General features: G+C 68.7%; 13 protein-coding genes and 1 pseudogene. 9 read left to right on the forward strand and 5 right to left on the reverse strand.

All coding sequences use genetic code 11. From position 1 onward, the window contains the following. Window positions 1-6: 6 nt before the first annotated feature. From fba to rpe, 5 genes are all read left to right on the forward strand, one after another. The gene (gene fba, locus OU996_RS06360; protein WP_267584792.1) at window positions 7-1,092 is read left to right on the forward strand and encodes a class II fructose-bisphosphate aldolase; all 1,086 of its coding nucleotides are present in this window, start codon (window positions 7-9) and stop codon (window positions 1,090-1,092) included. A 104-nt stretch (window positions 1,093-1,196) separates the two neighbouring features. Further along, complete coding sequence (locus tag OU996_RS06365; protein ID WP_267584793.1) at window positions 1,197-2,666, forward strand: form I ribulose bisphosphate carboxylase large subunit; 1,470 nt, start codon at window positions 1,197-1,199, stop codon at window positions 2,664-2,666. A gap of 147 nt (window positions 2,667-2,813) precedes the next feature. Beyond that, window positions 2,814-3,233: a ribulose bisphosphate carboxylase small subunit gene (locus OU996_RS06370; protein ID WP_267584794.1), complete on the forward strand. Its 420-nt coding sequence runs from the start codon at window positions 2,814-2,816 to the stop codon at window positions 3,231-3,233. A gap of 206 nt (window positions 3,234-3,439) precedes the next feature. Beyond that, on the forward strand, window positions 3,440-4,378 hold the full coding sequence (cbbX, locus tag OU996_RS06375) for a CbbX protein (protein WP_267584795.1): 939 nt from the start codon (window positions 3,440-3,442) through the stop codon (window positions 4,376-4,378). A gap of 173 nt (window positions 4,379-4,551) precedes the next feature. After that, window positions 4,552-5,223 (forward strand): ribulose-phosphate 3-epimerase, encoded by a 672-nt coding sequence (gene rpe, locus OU996_RS06380; RefSeq protein WP_267584796.1) that lies wholly within the window; start codon window positions 4,552-4,554, stop codon window positions 5,221-5,223. A 57-nt stretch (window positions 5,224-5,280) separates the two neighbouring features. On the opposite strand, the gene OU996_RS06385 is transcribed toward rpe, so the two are convergent. The 4 genes and pseudogenes from OU996_RS06385 to dapF all read right to left on the reverse strand — a co-directional run bounded on the left by OU996_RS06385 (window position 5,281) and on the right by dapF (window position 9,615). Then, complete coding sequence (locus OU996_RS06385) at window positions 5,281-6,330, reverse strand: hypothetical protein (RefSeq protein ID WP_267584797.1); 1,050 nt, start codon at window positions 6,328-6,330, stop codon at window positions 5,281-5,283. Between the two features lie 180 nt (window positions 6,331-6,510). Continuing rightward, window positions 6,511-7,425 (reverse strand): annotated as a pseudogene (gene ftsY, locus OU996_RS06390) (signal recognition particle-docking protein FtsY); the annotation flags it as partial. 35 nt (window positions 7,426-7,460) lie between these two features. Beyond that, window positions 7,461-8,735 carry a tRNA (N(6)-L-threonylcarbamoyladenosine(37)-C(2))-methylthiotransferase MtaB gene (gene mtaB / locus OU996_RS06395; RefSeq protein WP_267584799.1) on the reverse strand — a complete coding sequence of 425 codons (1,275 nt, stop codon included), beginning with the start codon at window positions 8,733-8,735 and terminating at the stop codon, window positions 7,461-7,463. A gap of 13 nt (window positions 8,736-8,748) precedes the next feature. Next, window positions 8,749-9,615: a diaminopimelate epimerase gene (gene dapF, locus OU996_RS06400; RefSeq protein WP_267584800.1), complete on the reverse strand. Its 867-nt coding sequence runs from the start codon at window positions 9,613-9,615 to the stop codon at window positions 8,749-8,751. Between the two features lie 208 nt (window positions 9,616-9,823). On the opposite strand from dapF, the gene OU996_RS06405 reads away from it, so the two are divergent. From OU996_RS06405 to OU996_RS06420, 4 genes are all read left to right on the forward strand, one after another. Then, entirely contained in the window at window positions 9,824-10,537 is a 714-nt protein-coding gene (locus OU996_RS06405; RefSeq protein ID WP_267584801.1) for a GyrI-like domain-containing protein, read from the forward strand. 380 nt (window positions 10,538-10,917) lie between these two features. Beyond that, on the forward strand, window positions 10,918-12,174 hold the full coding sequence (rlmN, locus tag OU996_RS06410) for a 23S rRNA (adenine(2503)-C(2))-methyltransferase RlmN (RefSeq protein WP_420712705.1): 1,257 nt from the start codon (window positions 10,918-10,920) through the stop codon (window positions 12,172-12,174). A 9-nt stretch (window positions 12,175-12,183) separates the two neighbouring features. Then, window positions 12,184-12,699, forward strand: a complete 516-nt coding sequence (locus tag OU996_RS06415; RefSeq protein WP_267584802.1) for a hypothetical protein — start codon at window positions 12,184-12,186, stop codon at window positions 12,697-12,699. 124 nt (window positions 12,700-12,823) lie between these two features. Next, window positions 12,824-14,050: an argininosuccinate synthase gene (locus tag OU996_RS06420; protein WP_267584803.1), complete on the forward strand. Its 1,227-nt coding sequence runs from the start codon at window positions 12,824-12,826 to the stop codon at window positions 14,048-14,050. A gap of 142 nt (window positions 14,051-14,192) precedes the next feature. Here OU996_RS06420 and OU996_RS06425 read toward each other — a convergent pair whose 3' ends face one another. After that, complete coding sequence (locus OU996_RS06425) at window positions 14,193-19,325, reverse strand: autotransporter outer membrane beta-barrel domain-containing protein (RefSeq protein ID WP_267584804.1); 5,133 nt, start codon at window positions 19,323-19,325, stop codon at window positions 14,193-14,195. Window positions 19,326-19,600 lie beyond the last annotated feature (275 nt).

Genomic DNA, 19,600 nt, shown 5'->3' on the forward strand with positions numbered 1-19,600 from the left:
GCGATCATGGCCCGCATCACCCTTCGCCAGCTCCTCGACCATGCGGCCGAGCAGGGCTACGGCGTCCCCGCCTTCAACATCAACAATATGGAGCAGGGTCTCGCCATCATGGAGGCCGCCCATGCGGTGGACGCGCCTGTCATTATGCAGGCGAGCCGCGGCGCGCGCTCCTACGCCAACGACATCATGCTCGCCAAGATGATCGAGGCGCTGGCGGAGATGTACCCGCACATCCCGCTCTGCATGCACCAGGACCACGGAAACAACGAAGCGACCTGCCTCTCGGCGATCCAGCACGGCTTCACCTCGGTGATGATGGACGGCTCGCTGAAGGAGGACGCCAAGACCCCCGCCGATTACGATTACAACGTCACCATCACCCGCCGCGTGGTCGATGCCGCGCATTGGGTGGGGGCGTCGGTCGAGGGCGAGCTCGGCGTGCTCGGCTCGCTGGAGCATGGCGCCGGCGAGCAGGAGGACGGGCACGGCGCGGAAGGTGCGCTCAGCCACGACCAGCTGCTCACCGACCCCGATCAGGCGGTGGACTTCGTCGCCCGTACCAAGGTCGACGCGCTCGCCATTGCCATGGGCACCTCGCACGGCGCCTATAAATTCTCGCGCAAGCCCGACGGCGACATCCTCGCCATGAATATCATCGAGGAGATCCATCGCCGGCTACCGAACGTGCATCTGGTGATGCACGGCTCCTCCTCGGTGCCGCAGGCGCTTCAGGATCTGTTCAACGCCTCGGGCGGCGAGATGCCCCAGACCTGGGGCGTGCCGGTGGAGGAGATCGTGCGCGGCATCCGCCACGGCGTGCGCAAGGTCAATATCGACACCGATTGCCGCCTCGCCATGACCGCGCAGTTCCGCAAGGTGGCGCAGGCGAACAGGTCGGAATTCGATCCGCGCAAATTCCTCAAGCCGGCCATGGACGCGATGCGCGACCTCTGCCGCGAACGCTTTGAAGAGTTCGGCACGGCGGGCCAGGCCTCCAAGATCAAGGTCTTGCCGCTCGCGGCCATGGCCAAGCGCTACGCCTCCGGCGCGCTCGATCCGGTGATCGGCGGCGCCCGCGCGGCGGCGGAATGAACCAACCCGCGCGGGTCGCGGGAGCACCAAACATCTCAGAGGGAACTCGACCGGCGCGCGCCGAATGCGCGGCGCGACCCCCGGCAACGCCATAGGAGCGAGCGATGAACGCCATCGACAAGACCACCACCGGCGAGAAGACGCGCGACCGCTACAGCGCGGGCGTGATGGAATACCGCAAGATGGGCTATTGGGAGCCCGATTACGAGCCGAAGGAGACCGACGTCATCGCCCTGTTCCGGGTCACCCCGCAGGATGGCGTCGACCCGATCGAGGCCTCGGCGGCGGTGGCGGGCGAGAGCTCCACGGCGACCTGGACGGTGGTGTGGACCGACCGTCTCACCGCGCACGACAAGTACCGCGCCAAGTGCTACCGGGTCGACCCGGTGCCGAACACGCCCGGCTCGTATTTCGCCTATATCGCCTATGATCTCGACCTGTTCGAGAACGGCTCGATCGCCAACCTCTCGGCCTCGATCATCGGCAATGTGTTCGGCTTCAAGCCGCTCAAGGCGCTGCGCCTCGAGGACATGCGCCTGCCGGTCGCCTATGTGAAGACCTTCGATGGCCCGGCCACCGGCATCGTGGTGGAGCGCGAGCGGCTCGACAAGTTCGGCCGCCCGCTGCTCGGCGCCACCGTGAAGCCCAAGCTCGGCCTGTCCGGCCGCAACTATGGCCGCGTGGTCTATGAGGCGCTGAAGGGTGGGCTCGACTTCACCAAGGACGATGAGAACATCAACTCGCAGCCCTTCATGCATTGGCGCGACCGCTTCCTCTACTGCATGGAGGCGGTGAACAAGGCGCAGGCGCAGACCGGCGAGATCAAGGGCACCTATCTCAACGTGACCGCCGCGACGATGGAGGACATGTACGAGCGCGCCGAGTTCGCCAAGAGCCTCGGCTCCAGCATCGTCATGATCGACCTGATCATCGGCTACACGGCGATCCAGTCCATGGCCAAGTGGGCGCGCCGCAACGACATGATCCTGCACCTGCACCGCGCCGGTCACTCGACCTATACCCGGCAGAAATCGCATGGCGTGTCGTTCCGCGTCATCACCAAGTGGATGCGCCTTGCCGGCGTCGATCACATCCATGCCGGCACGGTGGTCGGCAAGCTGGAGGGCGACCCCCACACCACCAAGGGCTATTACGACCTGTGCCGCGAGGATTTCGTGCCGCAGAACCTCGCCCACGGCATCTTCTTCGACCAGCCCTGGGCCTCGACCCGCAAGCTGATGCCGGTGGCCTCCGGCGGCATCCATGCCGGCCAGATGCATCAGCTCATCGACCTGCTCGGCGAGGATGTCGTCCTGCAGTTCGGCGGCGGCACGATCGGCCACCCGATGGGCATCCAGGCCGGCGCGCAGGCCAACCGCGTGGCGCTGGAAGCGATGATCTTCGCCCGCAACGAGGGCCGCGACATCGTCCATGAAGGGCCGGAAATCCTGAAGGCGGCCGCCCGGCACTGCCTGCCGCTGAAGCAGGCGCTGGAGACGTGGAAGGACGTGACCTTCAACTACTCCTCCACCGACACGCCCGACTTCGTGCCGCAGGCCACCGCGGCGGAGTGAACTGAAGGCTGAACCCAATCAAGGGCGTCATCCCGGACACGCCGGCGGCGTGATCGCGGATCGCAAGCCGACAGGGGCGCCCTCCTTCTGGACCCGATCCCGGCTCGGCCTTCGGCCGTCCGGGATGACGAAGAGAGAGACATCACCATGCGCCTGACCCAGGGAGCCTTCTCCTTCCTGCCCGACCTCACCGATGCGCAGATCGCCAGCCAGGTGCAGTACTGCATCGACAAGGGCTGGGCGGTGAACATCGAGTTCACCGACGATCCGCACCCCCGCAACACCTATTGGGAGATGTGGGGCATGCCGATGTTCGACGTGAAGGACGCCGCCGGCGTGCTGTTCGAGCTGAACGAGTGCCGCAAGGCCTATGCGGGCCGGCACTACATCCGCGTCAGCGCCTTCGACGCGACCCATACGTGGGAATCGCTGCGCCTCTCCTTCATCACCGACCGCCCCGCGGACGAGCCCGGCTTCATGCTGGAGCGCCAGGAAATCGACGGGCGCTCGGTGCGCTACACCACGCGCGCCTATGCGGCGAACCGCCCGGAGGGCGCGCGCTACTGATGCCTTTCGCGCCGGCGGCGGTCACCTCCTGACATCCTCCCGCCGCTGGCGCACCCCCATCCGTCGGTCTCCCTACTACTCCCCCGACGGAACTATCGCGGCCGCCTCGGTTTCCTCCCCGGCCGCGAGGGACCGGTTCCGGAATGCCGCGCCCGGAACCGGTCCCCTTTCCTTTCGCGGATTTCCGCCATGCAGGGAGCCTTGCCATGGATGCCCTCACCCTCGATGCGACGCCCGAGCTGGCGACCCCCGAGGCCATCGATCTACGTGCCGAATTTGTCACCAGCGGCCTCGCCGAGGTGCTGGACGAGCTCGACACCGATCTCGTCGGCCTCGGCCCGGTGAAGGGCCGTCTGCGCGAGATCGGCGCGCTGCTGCTGGTCGACCGCGCCCGTGCCCGCTTCGGGCTTCAGGCGGTGAGCCCGACGCTGCATATGAGCTTCACCGGCAACCCCGGCACCGGCAAGACCACGGTGGCGCTGCGCATGGCGCAGATCCTCCACCGGCTCGGCTATGTCCGCAAAGGCCATCTCGTCACCGTCACCCGCGACGATCTGGTCGGCCAGTACATCGGCCACACCGCGCCGAAGACCAAGGAAATCCTCAAAAAGGCGATGGGCGGCGTGCTGTTCATCGACGAGGCCTATTACCTCTACCGGCCGGAGAACGAACGCGATTACGGGCAGGAGGCCATCGAGATCCTCCTGCAGGTGATGGAGAACCAGCGCGACGATCTCGTCGTCATCCTCGCCGGCTATGCCGACCGGATGGAGCGTTTCTTCACCGCCAATCCCGGTTTCCGCTCGCGCGTCGCCCATCACATCGACTTCCCCGACTATTCCGGCGGCGAGCTGGAAGCGATCGGCGGGCGCATTCTCGGCCAGATGAACTACCGCCTCAGCCCGGCGGCGCAGGAAGCCTTCCACCGCTATGTCGAGCTGCGCATGGTGCAACCGCATTTCGCCAATGGCCGCTCGGTGCGCAACGCGCTGGACCGCGCCCGCCTGCGCCAGGCCAACCGGCTGTTCGCGGGGGACAAGCCGGTGACGGCCGATGACCTCAGCACCATCGAGGCCGAGGACATTCTGGCGAGCCGGGTGTTCTCCGGCGGCATCGACAGCTACCCGCCACTGCCGGCGCGGTGACAGGACGAACAGGCGTCATCCCGGACGGCCGCAGGCCGATCCGGGATCGTGCTCCGACTTTCGCGCGATCCCGGCTCTACGGCTTCGCGGAGCCTGCCCTTGGGCTTGCCGGAGGCAAGACCCGAGGGGCCGGGATGACAGCGCCCGCCCCGACATTTCGCAAGGAGACCCCCATGCCCCTCATCGCCCCCTCCATGCTGGCCTCGGACTTCGCCCGCTTCGGCGAGGAGGTGCGCGATGTGGTGAGCGCCGGCGCCGACTGGATCCATCTCGACGTGATGGACGGGCATTTCGTGCCGAACATCACCTTCGGCCCGGACGTCATCAAGGCGATGCGCCCGCACACCGACAAGGTGTTCGACGTGCATCTGATGATCGAACCGGTGGAGCCCTATATCGAGGCCTTCGCCAAGGCGGGCGCCGATGTCATCACCGTGCAGGCGGAGGCCACACACCATCTCGACCGCTGCCTCCAGCTCATCCGCTCGCTCGGCAAGAAGGCGGGCGTGGCGCTGAACCCGGCGACGCCGGAGAGCGCGGTCGCCTATGTGCTCGACAAATGCGACCTCATCTGCGCCATGACGGTTAATCCCGGCTTTGGCGGCCAGAGCTTCATTCCCGACGTGCTGCCCAAGGTGGCGCGGCTGCGCGCGATGATCGGCGAGCGACCCATTCACCTTGAGATCGACGGCGGGGTGAACCCGCAGACCGGCGCGCAATGCGTGGCGGTGGGCGCGAATGTACTGGTCGCCGGCTCCGCCGTGTTCAAGGGCGGCGTGGAAGGCTACCGCGCCAATATCCAGGCGATCCGCAGCGCCTGCGCGCAGGTTCGCGCAGCGGCCTAAAATCCCGGGCGGCGGCGTCGAGCTGCCGCGCCGAAGCCTGAGGATGTGCTGACTCGATCAGCGCAGCGCGTCCTCGGTCAGGTTCAGGATCAGCACCTGCCGGGCGGCGGCGGGGATGGAGGGCGAGGCGCGCAGCTCGATGTCGAGCGAGGGGCGCTTGGACTGGATGAGGCTCGCCAGCTTGTTCGCCTCGTCCGTGCTCGCCGCGTGATAGGACAGCGTGTTGGAAGTCGGCGCGGCGATGCCGGTGTCGGACACCACCACCTCGAAGCCCGCACCCTTGAGAATATTGGTGATCGCGTCGATCCGCGCCGCCGGAAGGTTCTTCACCGGCGCGAAGAGACGCACGGTGTAGCCATCGCCCATCTGTGCCGGGCGCGCCGGCGGCTCGGGCGCGGGGGGGACGTCCGGCGCCGGGGCCGTAGCGGCGGCCGCGTTCGCAAGCGGTTCGCCCGGCGTGCCGGCGAGCGGCTGTTCGGGTGCCGGTGTCGGCGCCACGGGTGCCGCCGGGGCGGGCTGCGGCACAGCGGGCGGGGCGGCGGCCATCTCGGCCGCGCGCGTCTCGGCATCCGCCACGCGGTTTTCCAGCGAGGCGAGCGCGCTGCGCAAGGTCGTCACCTCGCCGCGCAGCGCCGCGACCTCGGTGCGCTGGGCGGCGGTCTGCTGCGCGCTGATGCCGGCGAGCGCGCCGAGAACCAGCGCGAGAATGCCGACGATGATCGTCAGCAGGCGCCCGGCGCTGGCGCGGGCGGGCACTTCCGGCGCGGCGGTGGTCGGGCCGGGCGGCTCGACGGCGCCGGCGGCGCGGCGGTTCTCCAGCTCGAGCCGGCGGCTTTCCACCTCAAGCCGGCGCATGTTCACCTTGAGCTGCTCGATGCCCAGCCAGCGCTCGAACTCGGCCGGATCAGCCGGCGGCCCCTTGGCGCGTGAGGCGGGAGCGGCGGCCGGCGTGGGCGCCGTGGCCGGTGCGCGGGGCGGCGCGGTGGGGCCGGCCGGATTGTGCCGCACTTCCGGGGCCGGGGCAGCGCCCTCGCGCCCCTCGGACGGGGCGTCGGTCGGCCGAGCATTGTCCCGAGCCTCGTTCAATGAAGGTTCGCGCTTGTCCATGCTTCACTCCCGAGACGCGGCCCGTCCGATGGTCCGGCCGGATGACCCTGCACCCTCACGCGGGGCATGCCGAGGGAAAATATAAAGCAGTCCGACGGTGCGCGGGGCTTGCGGCGGCTGCGTCGGGGCCATTTTCCGTCGTTCCGGTTAACGCCCGCCGGCTAACCCCCGTCCGTGATCCTAGCTGTCGAGCCCGACTATGGCGCGGGCGAAGTCGCGCGCGGCGAAGGGCTGGAGATCGTCAATGCCCTCGCCGACGCCGATCAGATGCACCGGCAGGCGGTGCTTGGCGGCGATCGCCACCAGAATGCCGCCGCGCGCCGTGCCGTCCAGCTTGGTCATGACGAGGCCGGTGACGCCGGCGACGCGGGTGAACGCCTCGACCTGCGACAGCGCGTTCTGGCCGACCGTGGCGTCGAGCGTCAGCACCACCGCATGGGGCGCGCCTGGCTCCTGCTTCTTGATGACGCGCACCACCTTTTCCAGCTCGGCCATAAGCTCGGCGCGGTTCTGCAGGCGCCCGGCGGTGTCGATGATGAGCACGTCCGCCCCGTCGGCGCGGGCCTTGGCGAGGCCGTCAAAGGCGACGCCGGCGGCGTCCGCGCCCGGCTCGCGCGACACGATGGTGGCGCCGGTGCGGTCGGCCCAGACTTTCAGCTGCTCGATGGCGGCGGCGCGGAAGGTGTCGCCGGCGGCCAGCACGACCTTCTTGCCCTGCGCGCGCAGCGTCGAGGCGAGCTTGCCGATAGTGGTGGTCTTGCCCGAGCCGTTGACGCCGACCATCAGCAGCACGAAGGGCTTGGAGGTGGTCTCGAAGCTCAGCGGCGTGGCGATGGGCGTCAGCACCGCCTCGATCTCGGCGGCGACGAGGGCGCGCACCTCTTCCGGGTCGATGCCCTTCTCATAGCGGCCTTTGCCGACGGCTTCGGCGATGCGGGCGCTGGTCTCGACGCCCAGATCGGCGCGGATGAGGATATCTTCGAGATCCTCCAGCGTCGTGGCGTCGAGCTTGCGCTTGGTGAAGAGGTCGGTGATCCCCGTGGAGAGGCTGGACGCGGTGCGGGTGAGCCCCTGTGTCAGCCGCTTCCAGAAGCCGGGGCGGGAGCCCGTCATGTCGTCAGGGGTGTCGTTCATGCGGCGAGCAGCCTTGTTCCGTCATGGCCGGCGATGCGCACGATGGCGCGCGCGCCGGGGGCGAGGGGGCGGGCGAGCCGCACAGGGGTGAAGCCGGGGGTGCGGGCGATGCCGCCGCGCTCGGCGAGCACGTCGCGCAGCGTACCGATCTCGCCGGCGAGGTGACGGCGCAGCGCGTCCGCGCCCTTGGCGCGCAGCCGGGCGGCGCGCTCGCGTATCAGCGGGCCGGCCACTTGCGGCATGCGGGCGGCCGGCGTGCCCGGACGGGGCGAATAGGGGAAGACGTGCAGATGCGTCAGCCCGCACTCATCCACGAGATCGAGCGAGGCGCGGAACTGCGTCTCCGTCTCGGTCGGGAAGCCGGCGATGAGATCGGCGCCGAACACCATGTCCGGCCGCAGCCGGCGCATCTCGCCGCAGAAGCGGATGGCGTCGGCCCGCAGATGGCGGCGCTTCATGCGCTTGAGGATGAGGTCGTCGCCGGCCTGAAGCGAGAGGTGCAGATGCGGCATTAGCCGTTCTTCCTCGGCGAGGGCGCGGATGAGGTCGCCATCGGCCTCGATGGAATCGATGGAGGAGAGCCGCAGCCGGGGCAGGTCCGGGATATGCCGCAGCAGCGTGCGCACCAGAGCCCCGAGGCGCGGCGCGCCGGGCAGGTCAGCGCCATAGGAGGTGAGGTCGACGCCGGTGAGCACGACTTCGCCGAAGCCTTGCTCGGTGAGCGCACGCACCCGTTCCACCACCGCGCCCATCGGCACGGAGCGGGAATTTCCCCGTCCATAGGGGATGATGCAGAAGGTGCAGCGGTGATCGCAGCCGGTCTGCACCTGGACGAAGGCGCGGCTATGGCCCTCGACGCTCTCGCCCGCGCCGTCGAGAAGGTGCGGCGCCATTTCGCGCACGCTCATGATATCGCCGACCAGCGCCTTGGGGCTGTCACCAAGCCCGAAATCCAGCGCCGCGCGGGTCGCCTGCCAGGCGGCCGGCGACAGCTTTTCCTCATTGCCGAGCACGCGGTCGACTTCCGCCATGGCGGCGAAGTCGGCCGGGCGTGTCTGCGCCGCGCAGCCGGTGACGAGGATGCGGCGGGCGGGATCCTCGCGCTTCAGGCGGCGGATGGTCTGGCGTGCCTGGCTTACCGCTTCGCTGGTGACGGCGCAGGTATTCACCACCACGGCGCGCTCGACCCCCGCGTCGCGGGCGAGGGCCTTTACCGTCGCGGCATCCAGCGCGTTGAGGCGGCAGCCGAAGGAGACGACGTCCAGCGTCATGATCGCACCCGCCTCACCCGGCGGTCGCGCCCAGCATGGCGGCGGTGAGACGGCCCTCGAACTCGAATTCGGCCGGGCCGGTCATCAGCATGTGGTCGTCATCGCGCCAGTCGATGACGAGATCGCCACCGGGGAGCGTGATGGTGACGCGCCGGCCGGTCATGCCGTTGCGGGCGGCGGCGACGGCGGTGGCGCAGGCGGCGGTGCCGCAGGCGCGGGTGAGGCCGACACCGCGCTCCCAGACCTTCAGCCGGATATGGTCGGGCCCGACCAGCTGCGCCAGCGAGATATTGGCGCGTTCGGGGAAGATCGGGTGATGTTCCAGCTCCGGGCCGTAAGAGCTGAGGTCGACAGCGTCGACGTCATCGACCCAGAAGATGGCGTGCGGGTTGCCGACATTGGCGACGGACGGGCCGCGCAGCACCGGCGCCTCATGTGGGCCAGCCTGAAGCTCGATGGCGCGGGTGTCGTCCACCGGGCCGGCGAGCGGGATGTCGTGCCAGCCGAAGCGCGGCACGCCCATGTCAACGGTCACCGTCTCCCCGCTCACGCGGCAGTCGAGCGGGCCGGCGACGCTCTCGAAGACCAGATGGTCCGCGCCGGTGCGGCCGGCCTCATAGAGCGCGATGCAGCGCGTGCCATTGCCGCAGGCGCCGGATTCCGAGCCGTCCGCATTGATGATGCGCACGAAGGCGCTCGTGCCCTCGGTCTTCGGCGGGTAGAGCGCCATGATCTGGTCGAACGGCACCACGTCGGGCCGGGCGATGGCGCGCGCTTCTTGCGGCGGCACCGCGACCGGCGCGTCGCGCAGGTCCAGCACCACGATCTCGTTGCCGAGGCCGTTCATCTTCACGAAGGGGCGGTTGTCGAGCGCGGGCATGGGGCCGGTCAGCGTCTGTGGACGGAGTGCCGCTCTTATATGGCCAAGCGCCGGGAAATGGCCAGCGGCAATGCCCGCATCGGGGGCGCGCGGGCCGGTGCGGCGAAACGGCCACGTTTGCGCGCGACATGATCCCGGCGCCGTTGCGCCCGTCGCGGAGCGGGGGCGGGGATGCTAGAAGGAGGGGCCCTCGCGCCCCGGTGATCCGATGACGTTCTCGCCTCTGTCCGCCCGCGCCCGGCCGTGCTGGCTCGTCTCGACGCTGGCGGTGCTACTGGTGCTCATTCTGGCCTCGGCGCCGCTCGCACCGCTGCAGGCGCAGAGCCCCGCGCCGCCAGCGAACGGCGGGACCGACAGCGCGCCGCTCGACGATGACGACATGGTCGCCCCGCCGGTGATCGATCCCAAATCGGTGGAGACGCAGGCCGTCGCCCCGGAGGACGATCCGCTGAAGCGGCCCGACGGCTTCGGCGACCTCGCCGAGCTCAAGCCCGTGCCGGTGCTGATGAAGGCGGCCAAGAGCGGCTGGGACGACGCCTTCGCCAGCATTGTCGCGACGCTCAGGCAGGTCGACGCGGAAATGACCCGGCTCGGCCTCAAGCCCCATGGCGCGCCCTTCGTCATCTACACCGCGACGGGCGAGGAGAGCTTCGACTATGAGGTCGCCGTTCCCTTTGACGGGGCGACGACGGAAAAGCCCGGCAATGGCGTGGTGTTCTCCGCCTCGCCCGCCGGCAAGGCGCTGCGCTTCACCCATCGCGGACCCTATGACGCCATGGACCCGACCTATGAGCAGATCGCCAACCTGCTCGACGCCAAGGATCTGGAAGCGCAGGATCTCTATGTCGAGGAATACCGCTCCGACCCCCGCACAACGTCGCCGGACGATCTGGTGATCGACATCTGGGTGCCGCTGAAGTGAGGCACCGCGGTGGTTCCTCGCGACGTCATGGCCGGGCTTGACCCGGCCATCCACGTCTTCCTTTTCCCATGCGCCGGTTGAAGTCGTGGATGCCCGGGGCAAGCCCGGGCATGACGCACGAGGCCGAAGGGCTTTGCGCTGGGCCCCGGATCATCGGTGCGCATGCGCGCACCTCGTCCGGGGAACGAAGCCAGGTGGGTCTTCCGTGCCCCGGACCAGCCGCGCGAAGCGTGGCGCCGATCCGGGGCCCAGGGGAAACTCTTCGGCATTCTTGCTGTTGCCGCCCATTGCGCGCCGCACAGCCACCCCGCGCGGGGCGCAGTCGCCATGCGGGCTCCCCTGTGCTATGAGGCGCGCAAACGGACACCTTCGATAAAGCCATGAACCTGATCGATACCACAGCGGCCCAAGCCGCCGGGGCAGCTGTTGCTGGGGCCTCTACCGGCGTCGCGCCGATGGCCGTTGCGGCCGCCCCCGCCAAGCGCTCCCTCGCCGGGCTCGACCGCGCCGGCCTTGGCGCCGCGCTTGCCGAAATCGGCGTGCCCGAGCGCGAGCGCAAGATGCGCGTCGCCCAGCTCTGGCACTGGATCTATCTGCGCGGCATCACCTCCTTCGACGACATGACCAATGTCGGCAAGGGCCTGCGCACCCAGCTCGCCGACGCCTTCACGCTCGCCCGGCCGGAAGTGGTGGTCGAGCAGGTGTCGAATGACGGCACCCGCAAATGGCTGCTGCGCCTGCCCCCCGACATCGCCGGCGACAAGCCGCATGATGTGGAGATGGTCTACATCCCCGAGAGCGACCGCGGCACGCTCTGCGTCTCCTCTCAGGTCGGCTGCACGCTCAACTGCTCCTTCTGCCACACCGGCACGCAGCGCCTCGTGCGCAACCTCACGAGCGCCGAGATCATCGCGCAGGTGATGGTGGCGCGCGACCGGCTCGGCGACTATCCCGGCATGGCCCGCGCGGTCGGCCCCGGCCTGCCGACCGAAGGCGACCGGCTGGTGACCAATATCGTCTTCATGGGCATGGGCGAGCCGCTCTATGCCTATGACTCGGTGGCGACCTCCATCGAGGTGCTGGCCGATGGCGAGGGCCTCGGTATCGGCAAGCGGCGCATCACCGTCTCCACCTCCGGCGTGGTGCCGGAGATCGAAAAGCTCGGCCGCGAGGTCGGGCCGATGCTCGCCATCTCGCTGCACGCGGTGCGCGACGAGCTGCGCGACGTGCTGGTGCCGATCAACAAGAAGTACCCGCTGAAGGAGTTGCTGGAGGCCTGCCGGACCTATCCGCCGGCGTCCAACGCCAAGCGCATCACCTTCGAATACGTCATGCTCAAGGGCGTGAACGATTCACCGGCCGACGCCAAGGCGCTGGTGAAGCTGCTCGCCGGCATTCCCGCCAAGATCAACCTGATCCCGTTCAACCCGTGGCCGGGCACCAAATATGAGTGCTCGGACTGGGAGACGATCGAGACCTTCTCCGACATCGTGTTCCGCGCCGGCTATTCGAGCCCGGTGCGCACGCCGCGCGGGCGTGACATCCTCGCCGCCTGCGGCCAGCTCAAGAGCGAGACCGAGAAGCTGACCGCCCGCGAGCGCCTCGCCTTGCGCGCCATGGCGGCGGCGGCGGAATAGGCGGAGCTCATGGATTCGCTGCTGCGGCTGTTGCTGCGCCTCGTCCTCGTGCCGCTCGGCGGCGTTGTCGGCATGACGGCGGCGCTGGTCGTCATCATGGTCGGCTACTGGCAGCTGGGCGATGTGCTCTCCGGTTCGCCCGAGGTGGAGTTCCTCGCGCTGATGGAGGCTCTCTCGGCCGCCGCCTTCGTGATGATGGCGATCGTGCTGGTGATGGGCGGCATCGCGCTGATCGGCATCTTGTTCGCCGAAGCCTTCGCCGTGCGCTCGTGGATCTTCCACACCGCCAATGGCGCGGTCTCGGCCTGGATCGCGGCGCAGATATTCCCGCCCTTCCCGGATACGCCGGTGCCGTTTGACGGGCTGCTCTACATCATCGGCGCGGGGCTGGCTGGCGGTCTCGCCTATTGGGCGGTGGCGGGCTGGAGCGCCGGCTTCTGGAAACCGCTCGGGCGCGCCTATCCGGTTGCCTCGCCGCACGATGTTTCCGGCGCCCCGCCCCCGCGCATCCCGCCGCAGGACTGAGACCGGCGGCTTGCCCCTGCTAGGCCGCCGCTCCCGGCGCGCGGTACTTGCGCGCGGGCGCGCCATGCCTATAGTCCGCGCGCCTTTAAAGCTCATGCCTCTCTCTCGTGCGGAATCCTTCGACATGGCTGACGTCAAGCGCGTGGTCCTCGCCTATTCGGGCGGTCTCGACACCTCGGTGATCCTGAAATGGCTGCAGACCACCTATGGCTGCGAGGTGGTGACCTTCACCGCCGATCTCGGCCAGGGCGAGGAGCTGGAGCCGGCGCGCAAGAAGGCGGAGATGCTCGGCATCAAGCCCGAGCACATCTTCATCGAGGATGTGCGCGAGGAGTTCGTGCGCGACTATGTGTTCCCGATGTTCCGGGCGAACGCGCTCTATGAGGGCCAGTATCTGCTGGGTACCTCCATCGCCCGCCCGCTGATCGCCAAGAAGCAGATCGAGATCGCCCGCAAGGTCGGCGGCGATGCCGTGTCGCACGGCGCCACCGGCAAGGGCAACGATCAGGTGCGCTTCGAGCTGAGCTATTACGCGCTGGAACCGGAGATCAAGATCATCGCGCCGTGGCGCGAATGGGATTTGCGCTCGCGCGAGCAGCTCATCGCCTTCGCCGAGAGCCACCAGATCCCGATCGCCAAGGACAAGCGCGGCGAAGCGCCGTTCTCGGTCGACGCCAACCTGCTGCACTCCTCCTCCGAGGGCAAGGTGCTGGAAGACCCGTCCGTCGAGGCGCCCGAGATGGTCTATATGCGCACCATCGCGCCCGAGGACGCGCCGGACAAGGCGACCTACATCACCATCGATTTCGAGCAGGGCGATGCGGTCGCCATTGACGGCGAGGCGCTGTCCCCAGCCAACCTGCTGACCCGCCTCAACGCGCTCGGCAAGGAGAACGGCATCGGCCGGCTCGACCTCGTCGAGAACCGCTTCGTCGGCATGAAATCGCGGGGTGTTTATGAAACGCCGGGCGGCACCATCCTGATCGCGGCCCATCGCGGCATTGAGAGCATCACGCTCGACCGCGGCGCGGCGCATCTCAAGGACGAGCTGATGCCGCGCTATTCGGAGCTGATCTATAACGGCTTCTGGTTCTCGCCCGAGCGCGAGATGCTGCAGGTGCTGATCGACAAGAGCCAGGAGCTGGTCACCGGCCGGGTGCGGCTGAAGCTCTACAAGGGCAATGTCACCGTGGTCGGCCGCGAGAGCCCCTATTCGCTCTACAATCAGGATCTCGTGACATTCGAGGAAGGCGCGGTCGCCTATGACCACCGCGACGCGGCGGGCTTCATCAAGCTCAACGCGCTCCGCCTGCGCACCCTCGCCAATCGCGACCGCAAGGTCGGCCGCTGAGATCCCGGCACGCCGGCTGATCGCTCCGCGCGTCACCTAAAAACAAACCGCCCCGCAGCGATGCGGGGCGGTTTTCGTTTGCAGGGTTGGTGAGGAGAGGGCGAAGAACTCTCCCTCAGAACCCCCTCCCTCAGACCCCCCCTCAGAACCGGATGCTCAACCGTGCGTTGACGCCGTTCTCGCTGACGCCGTCGCCATACTGGCCGGTATAGGCGATGCCCAGCGTCGCGGTGGCGCTGATCAGCATGTCGAGCCCGGCCTCGATCACCGCCGCGTCCTCGGCGATCGGCGCGCCGGTGACGGTGAAGGCGTCGGAGCCCGCAAAGGCCTGCGTCACCGTCGGGTCGATGTCGCCGAAAGCATGGCGCCAGCCCAGCGCGCCGCGCAGCGTCGCCGCCGTCGAGCCGAAGGCGATCTCCTTGGCAAGGCGCACGCCCAGCGTGGTGAAGGTCGTGTCCATGGTCTGCGAGTCGCCCGTTAAGGCTGCCGCGCCGCCCTCTTCCGTGTAGCCGTCCTGGTGCAGGCTGACATAAGAGAGGTTGGCGAAGGGCTCGAAGGCGATGCCGGCGGCGTCGATGCGGTAGCCGAGTTCGCCGAAGGCCTGCACCGTCCCGGCGTCATAATCCGCCGACAGGCTGTCGGAATAGCCGGTGAAGGCGACGCTGCGGTTGGTCGAGATGTCCTGCCACGTATAGGCGAGGCCGGTGCGCAGCGCGAGCGGCCCCCATTCGTTACCGCCATAGACGCCGATGTGCCAGTTGTCGCTCGAGCCGGAGGAGTTGCGGCCCGAGATGGAGAAGTCGGTGTAGCTGTAGCCGCCGGCGACGCCCACGCGCCAGCCCTCGCCGACCCGCGTGTCGGCGCCGATCAGGAAGCCGCCGGTGGAATCGGAGACGCCGGCGGCGTTGGAATTGCCGTCCATCTCGCCCCAATTGCCGAAGGCGGTCGACCACAGCGCGAAGCGTTCCACCGGCGCGAGCGCCGGGGCCGCCTTGACCGGCATGCTCATGTCAGCCGCGACCTTGATCGGCGACGGCGCCGCATAGGCCAGCGCGCCCGAGGACGTCTCGACCACATTGACCACCGTGCCGGCGGAGGCCCCGACGCCACCCTGCGCCGCCCGCAGCCGGTCATTCAGCGCGCCGCGAATGAGCGAGGACTGTTCCATGAACAGGCTCTGCGTCGAGGCATGCACCTCGCCGGAGAGCTGGTCATAGGCCCATTGCGCCTCGCCGGCCGAGGTGAGGAACAGGAGCGAATTGTACAGCGCGAGCGAGGCCCCGCTCTGCGGCAGCGTGCCCAGCGCCGCCGAGGTGGCGATCTGGTTCGGCGTCACCGCGACGCTGGTGAAGGCATCGGGCGAGGCCACGGCGATGACGACAGTCACCCCGGTGGCGAATTCCTCGGCCTGCGCCCGCAGGAAGATCGAGGTCGTCGTCACCTCGCTGAAGGAGCCGCTGACACCTCCCGCCGCCTCCAGGATGGTGTAGCTCTGGCCGCTGACATAGCTCACCTCCGGGTCGAGCGCGACGAGGTTCAGCGTGGCGCCGTTCAGGGTGATCTGGCCGGTGGCCGAGATGAGGTCGCTCGTCCCGTCGCCCGCCAGCTCCACCTGATAGGTCGAGCCGGTCAGGAAGGTGACGTCGCCGGTGACGTGAATGGTGCCGATGGAGTTGCCGGGCGACAGCGTGCCGCCGCTGGCGACGGTGACCGAGCCGGTGGTGCCGATGCCGCCCAGCGTCGCGCCGTCGGCGACGAAGACCGCGCCGGCGATGCTCGCACCGGCATGGCTGGAATCGCCGACCACCAGCTTGCCGTCGGCCACGGTGACGAGGCCGTCGAAGCTGGACACGCCGTTCAGCGTCAGCGTGGCGTCGCCCTGCTTGGTGAAGCTGCCCGTGCCGGTGATGGCACCGGCATAGACGCTGGCCACGTCCAGGTTCGTGGTGAGAAGCTGGTTGCCGAGGGCGAGCGTCGCGCCGGTGGCGGTGCCGGAGAGCGCGCCGATGGTGATGGGATTTGCGGCGTCGGAGATGTCGAACACGGCGGTGTCGCCGTTGAGGGCCAGCGCGCCGCTGCTGGCGAGCGCGCCATTGCCGGCGAGAGCCAGGGTGCCGGCGAGGATGGTCGTGCCGCCCGTATAGTCGCTGACCCCGGTGAGGGTCTGCGTCGTCGTGCTATCGACAATGAGCGCGCCGGTGCCGGTGATGGTGCCCGCGAAATTCGCCGGACCCGCGCCGCCCAGCGTCAGGCTGCCGCCATCGATCAGCACGGTGGCGAGTCCGTCGCCGCTGTTCTGCAACCCGGCGACGGTGACATTGACATCGTCGATGGTGAGCTGCGCGCCATCGGCGAGGATGACCAGGTTGCTCGCCGAAGCGGCGGCATCATTGGCCAGCACCAGCGTGCCGGCGGTCACGCCGATATAGCCGGTGAAATTGTTGACGCCGCTGAGGATCTGCGTGCCCGTCCCCATTTGCAGCACCGAGCCGAGCAGGCTCAGCCCGCCGCCGCCGGTGATCGAGCCGGCATAGTCATAGGTGCCGCTGTCGGCCATCAGGTGGATTGACCCGGCCAGCACCAGCGACACCTCGCTGCCAGCGACGCCGTTGAGGCCGTAGACATTGGTGGCGATGTTGTTGAGCTCCAGCACCGCCGTGCTGCCGGAGAGATTGACCGCGCCGGTGCCGAGCGCGTCGGCATTGGTCACTTCCAGCGTGCCGGCCGCGATCTCGGTGCCACCGGAATGGGTATTGGCGCCGGTGAGGGTGAGCGTGCCCGCGCCCTCCTTCACCAGCGCGCCGGTGCCGGTGAAAACGCCGCCAATGCTGATATCGAAGCCGTTGCTGTCGATCGTGCCGCCGCCCGCCTCCAGCGTGACGCTGCCGGTGAGGAAGCCCGACATGAAGTTGGCGTTGGTCTTGTTCGCACGCAGCACGCCGCCATCAAGGTTCATGGTCGACACGCCGCCGTAGCGCGCGAAGCCATCCGTCGCCAGCACGCCGCTCCCGTTGGTCGCGTCGCCGGAGATATTGATGACGTTGGTGGTGAAGCCGTCGCCGTAGAACCAGAAATCGCCCGTACTTAGCGTGGCGCCGGCCTCGATGTTGAGCGTGTTGTCGCCGCCATTGTCCTGCATCGCCACATAGAGGCTCGATATCACCACGCTATCCCCCGCCTCGGATCCCGAAGGAAGGCCGATGGTCAGGGTGGTGGGTCCGACTGGCGGTACGCCCGCGCCGATCCCGAGTCCTTCGGCGAAATCGGCGGATGTTCGCAGGGCGAGTTCGCCACTGCGGACCTCGATATACCGTAGCGTGTCCAGGCTGCCGGTCAGTGTGAGGGTGGCATCGCCCTTTTTGACCACATAATAACCGCTGCTGACGCTGAAGCCGCCAGCATAGGTTCCGTCGGTGTCCTGAACAATGTTCAGGGAATTGGCGCCCAACGTCACAACGGCGTCCGAGGCGGTGCCGGACAGCGAGCCGATGGTGGCGAATCCAAAAGTGCCCGCGCCGGACAGGTCGAGCACGGCGGTGTCGCCATTCAGCGCGACCCCGCCCGCGGTCGGCAGGGCCGTGGTCGAGGTGATGGCCAGCGTGCCCGCCTCGATCACCGTACCGCCGGTATAGCCATTCGTGCCGGAGAGGGTCAGCGTGGCGCTGCCGGTCTTGGTCAGGCTGCCCGTGCCGGTGATGGTGCCAGCATAGGTGCCCGCGGTCGTCTGGTCGACCGTGAGGTTCTTCTCCCCGGCGGTGACGGTGCCGGCGCTCGACCCGGAAAGGTCGTCCAGGCTCGTGCCGGCGGCGGTAATGCCGGAAATGTCCAGCGTGGCGTTGACGGTGACGCTGGAGGCATCCTCCAGCGTGGCGCCGCCGGTCAGGGCCAGCGTGCCGGCGCTGACGACGACGGTCATCTCGTCGCCGACGCTGCCATCGTTAACGGTCCAGGTCGAGGTGCCCGCCTTCTCCAGCGTGCCGAAGCCGCTTCCGGCGATGGTGCCGAGCGTGCCGTTGAAGCTCGCTGACACATTGTTGCTGCCGCCCAGCACGAGGGTGTCGTCACGGCCCGCGCCGGTAATGGCGCCGGTGATCGTGCCGAGGTCGCCGGAGCTGTCGGCGCGCATTTCGAGCACATTCGTGCCGCCGGTGAAGGCGATGGCCGCCGCGGTGCCGATGCCCTGCGTGCCGCCGCTGATGGAACCCGCAGCGCCGTCGAGAATGACGGTCAGATCGGCGCCGGTGATGCCGGCGCCACCGGTCGGGTTCGACCCCGTGCCACTCGCCCCGCCCGTTACCGCCGACTGGACGAGGATGGTCGTCGCGCCCGTGCTGCCGGTCGCGTCAATGCCGGCACCGCCGATGCCGCTGCCGAATATGCCGTCGGTGGCCGACCCGCCGGTGACGGACGCCCTGATCAACAGCGAGGTATCGCCGCTAGTGTCGGTCAGGAGGATGGCGGCGCCGCCATTCGCGCCGATACTCGCGCCCGAACCGGCCGCGCCCCCGCTCACCGTGCCCTCGAAGGTGAAGCTGTTGTCGCCGGTGGCGCCATTGAGTACGAAGCCGCTCGCGCCGTTGCCGCCCTGATTAGAGGCGTTGATACCGGAGCCGCCATTGCCGCCGGTGAGAGCCGCGCCGATGGTCAGCGTGTTGTCGCCGGTCGGCTGATAGATGACGAGGCCGCTGCCGCCATTGCCGCCCGTTGCCGCCCAGCCATAGCCGCCGCCATTGCCGCCAGTGATCGTGGCCACATCAGCCGCGTCGATGGTGGCTGTTGTCCCGGTAAGGCCGGTGATTACCGCGCCGAAGCCGCCGCCGCCGCCGCCGCCGCCCGCCCCGGCAAAGCCGGCCGCGCCGCCATTGCCGCCAGTGCCGCCGGTGACGGAATTGCTCAGGTCGCCAATCGCGCCGACAAAGCCATGCACGCCACCGCCGCCGCCGCCGCCGGAATTGTTATCCCCGCCGGCCTCACCATCGTTACCGCCTGCGCCTTCCCACTCACCACCGCCGCCGCCAGCGCCGCCGCCCGTGGAGGCGGCGCCGCCGTCGCCACCCACGACACCGCTACCGCCGCCGCCACCACCGGTGGTCATTTCCGCATCCGATCCGGCGGCGCCATCGCCGCCTGTCCCGGTGCTGCTGGCCGCGCCGCCGACGCCCGCGCCGACCCAAACGGACACGCCGCCCGCGCCACCATCGCCATCCGCCGCGCGGGCGGGGGCGAGGGGCACGAGCAGCGCGGCGACAACCAGCGTGCCGGCGAGGGAATTCATGAGCAGGGTGCGGTGGTGAACGCGCGGGTTGCTGCGGTTGCACGACAGAATGAGAGAGCTTGCGCCCCCGATGCGATGTCCCAGACTCACGTGAATCCCCCGATACTTAACAGGGGTACGTCTAACAGCGGAGTAACACGGAGTGTCGACCATATTGATGGTAGGGGGGTGTCGATTTTTGGTTGGATTGCCCTTTTCGCATCGGCCCTTAGGCTCCTGATTTGCCGCACAATCCGTTGGCGGCAGAGCTATGGGGCGGCACGGTGAGCGCCACA

This window comes from Ancylobacter sp. SL191 (assembly GCF_026625645.1).
In the GTDB taxonomy this organism is placed as follows: Bacteria; Pseudomonadota; Alphaproteobacteria; order Rhizobiales; family Xanthobacteraceae; genus Ancylobacter.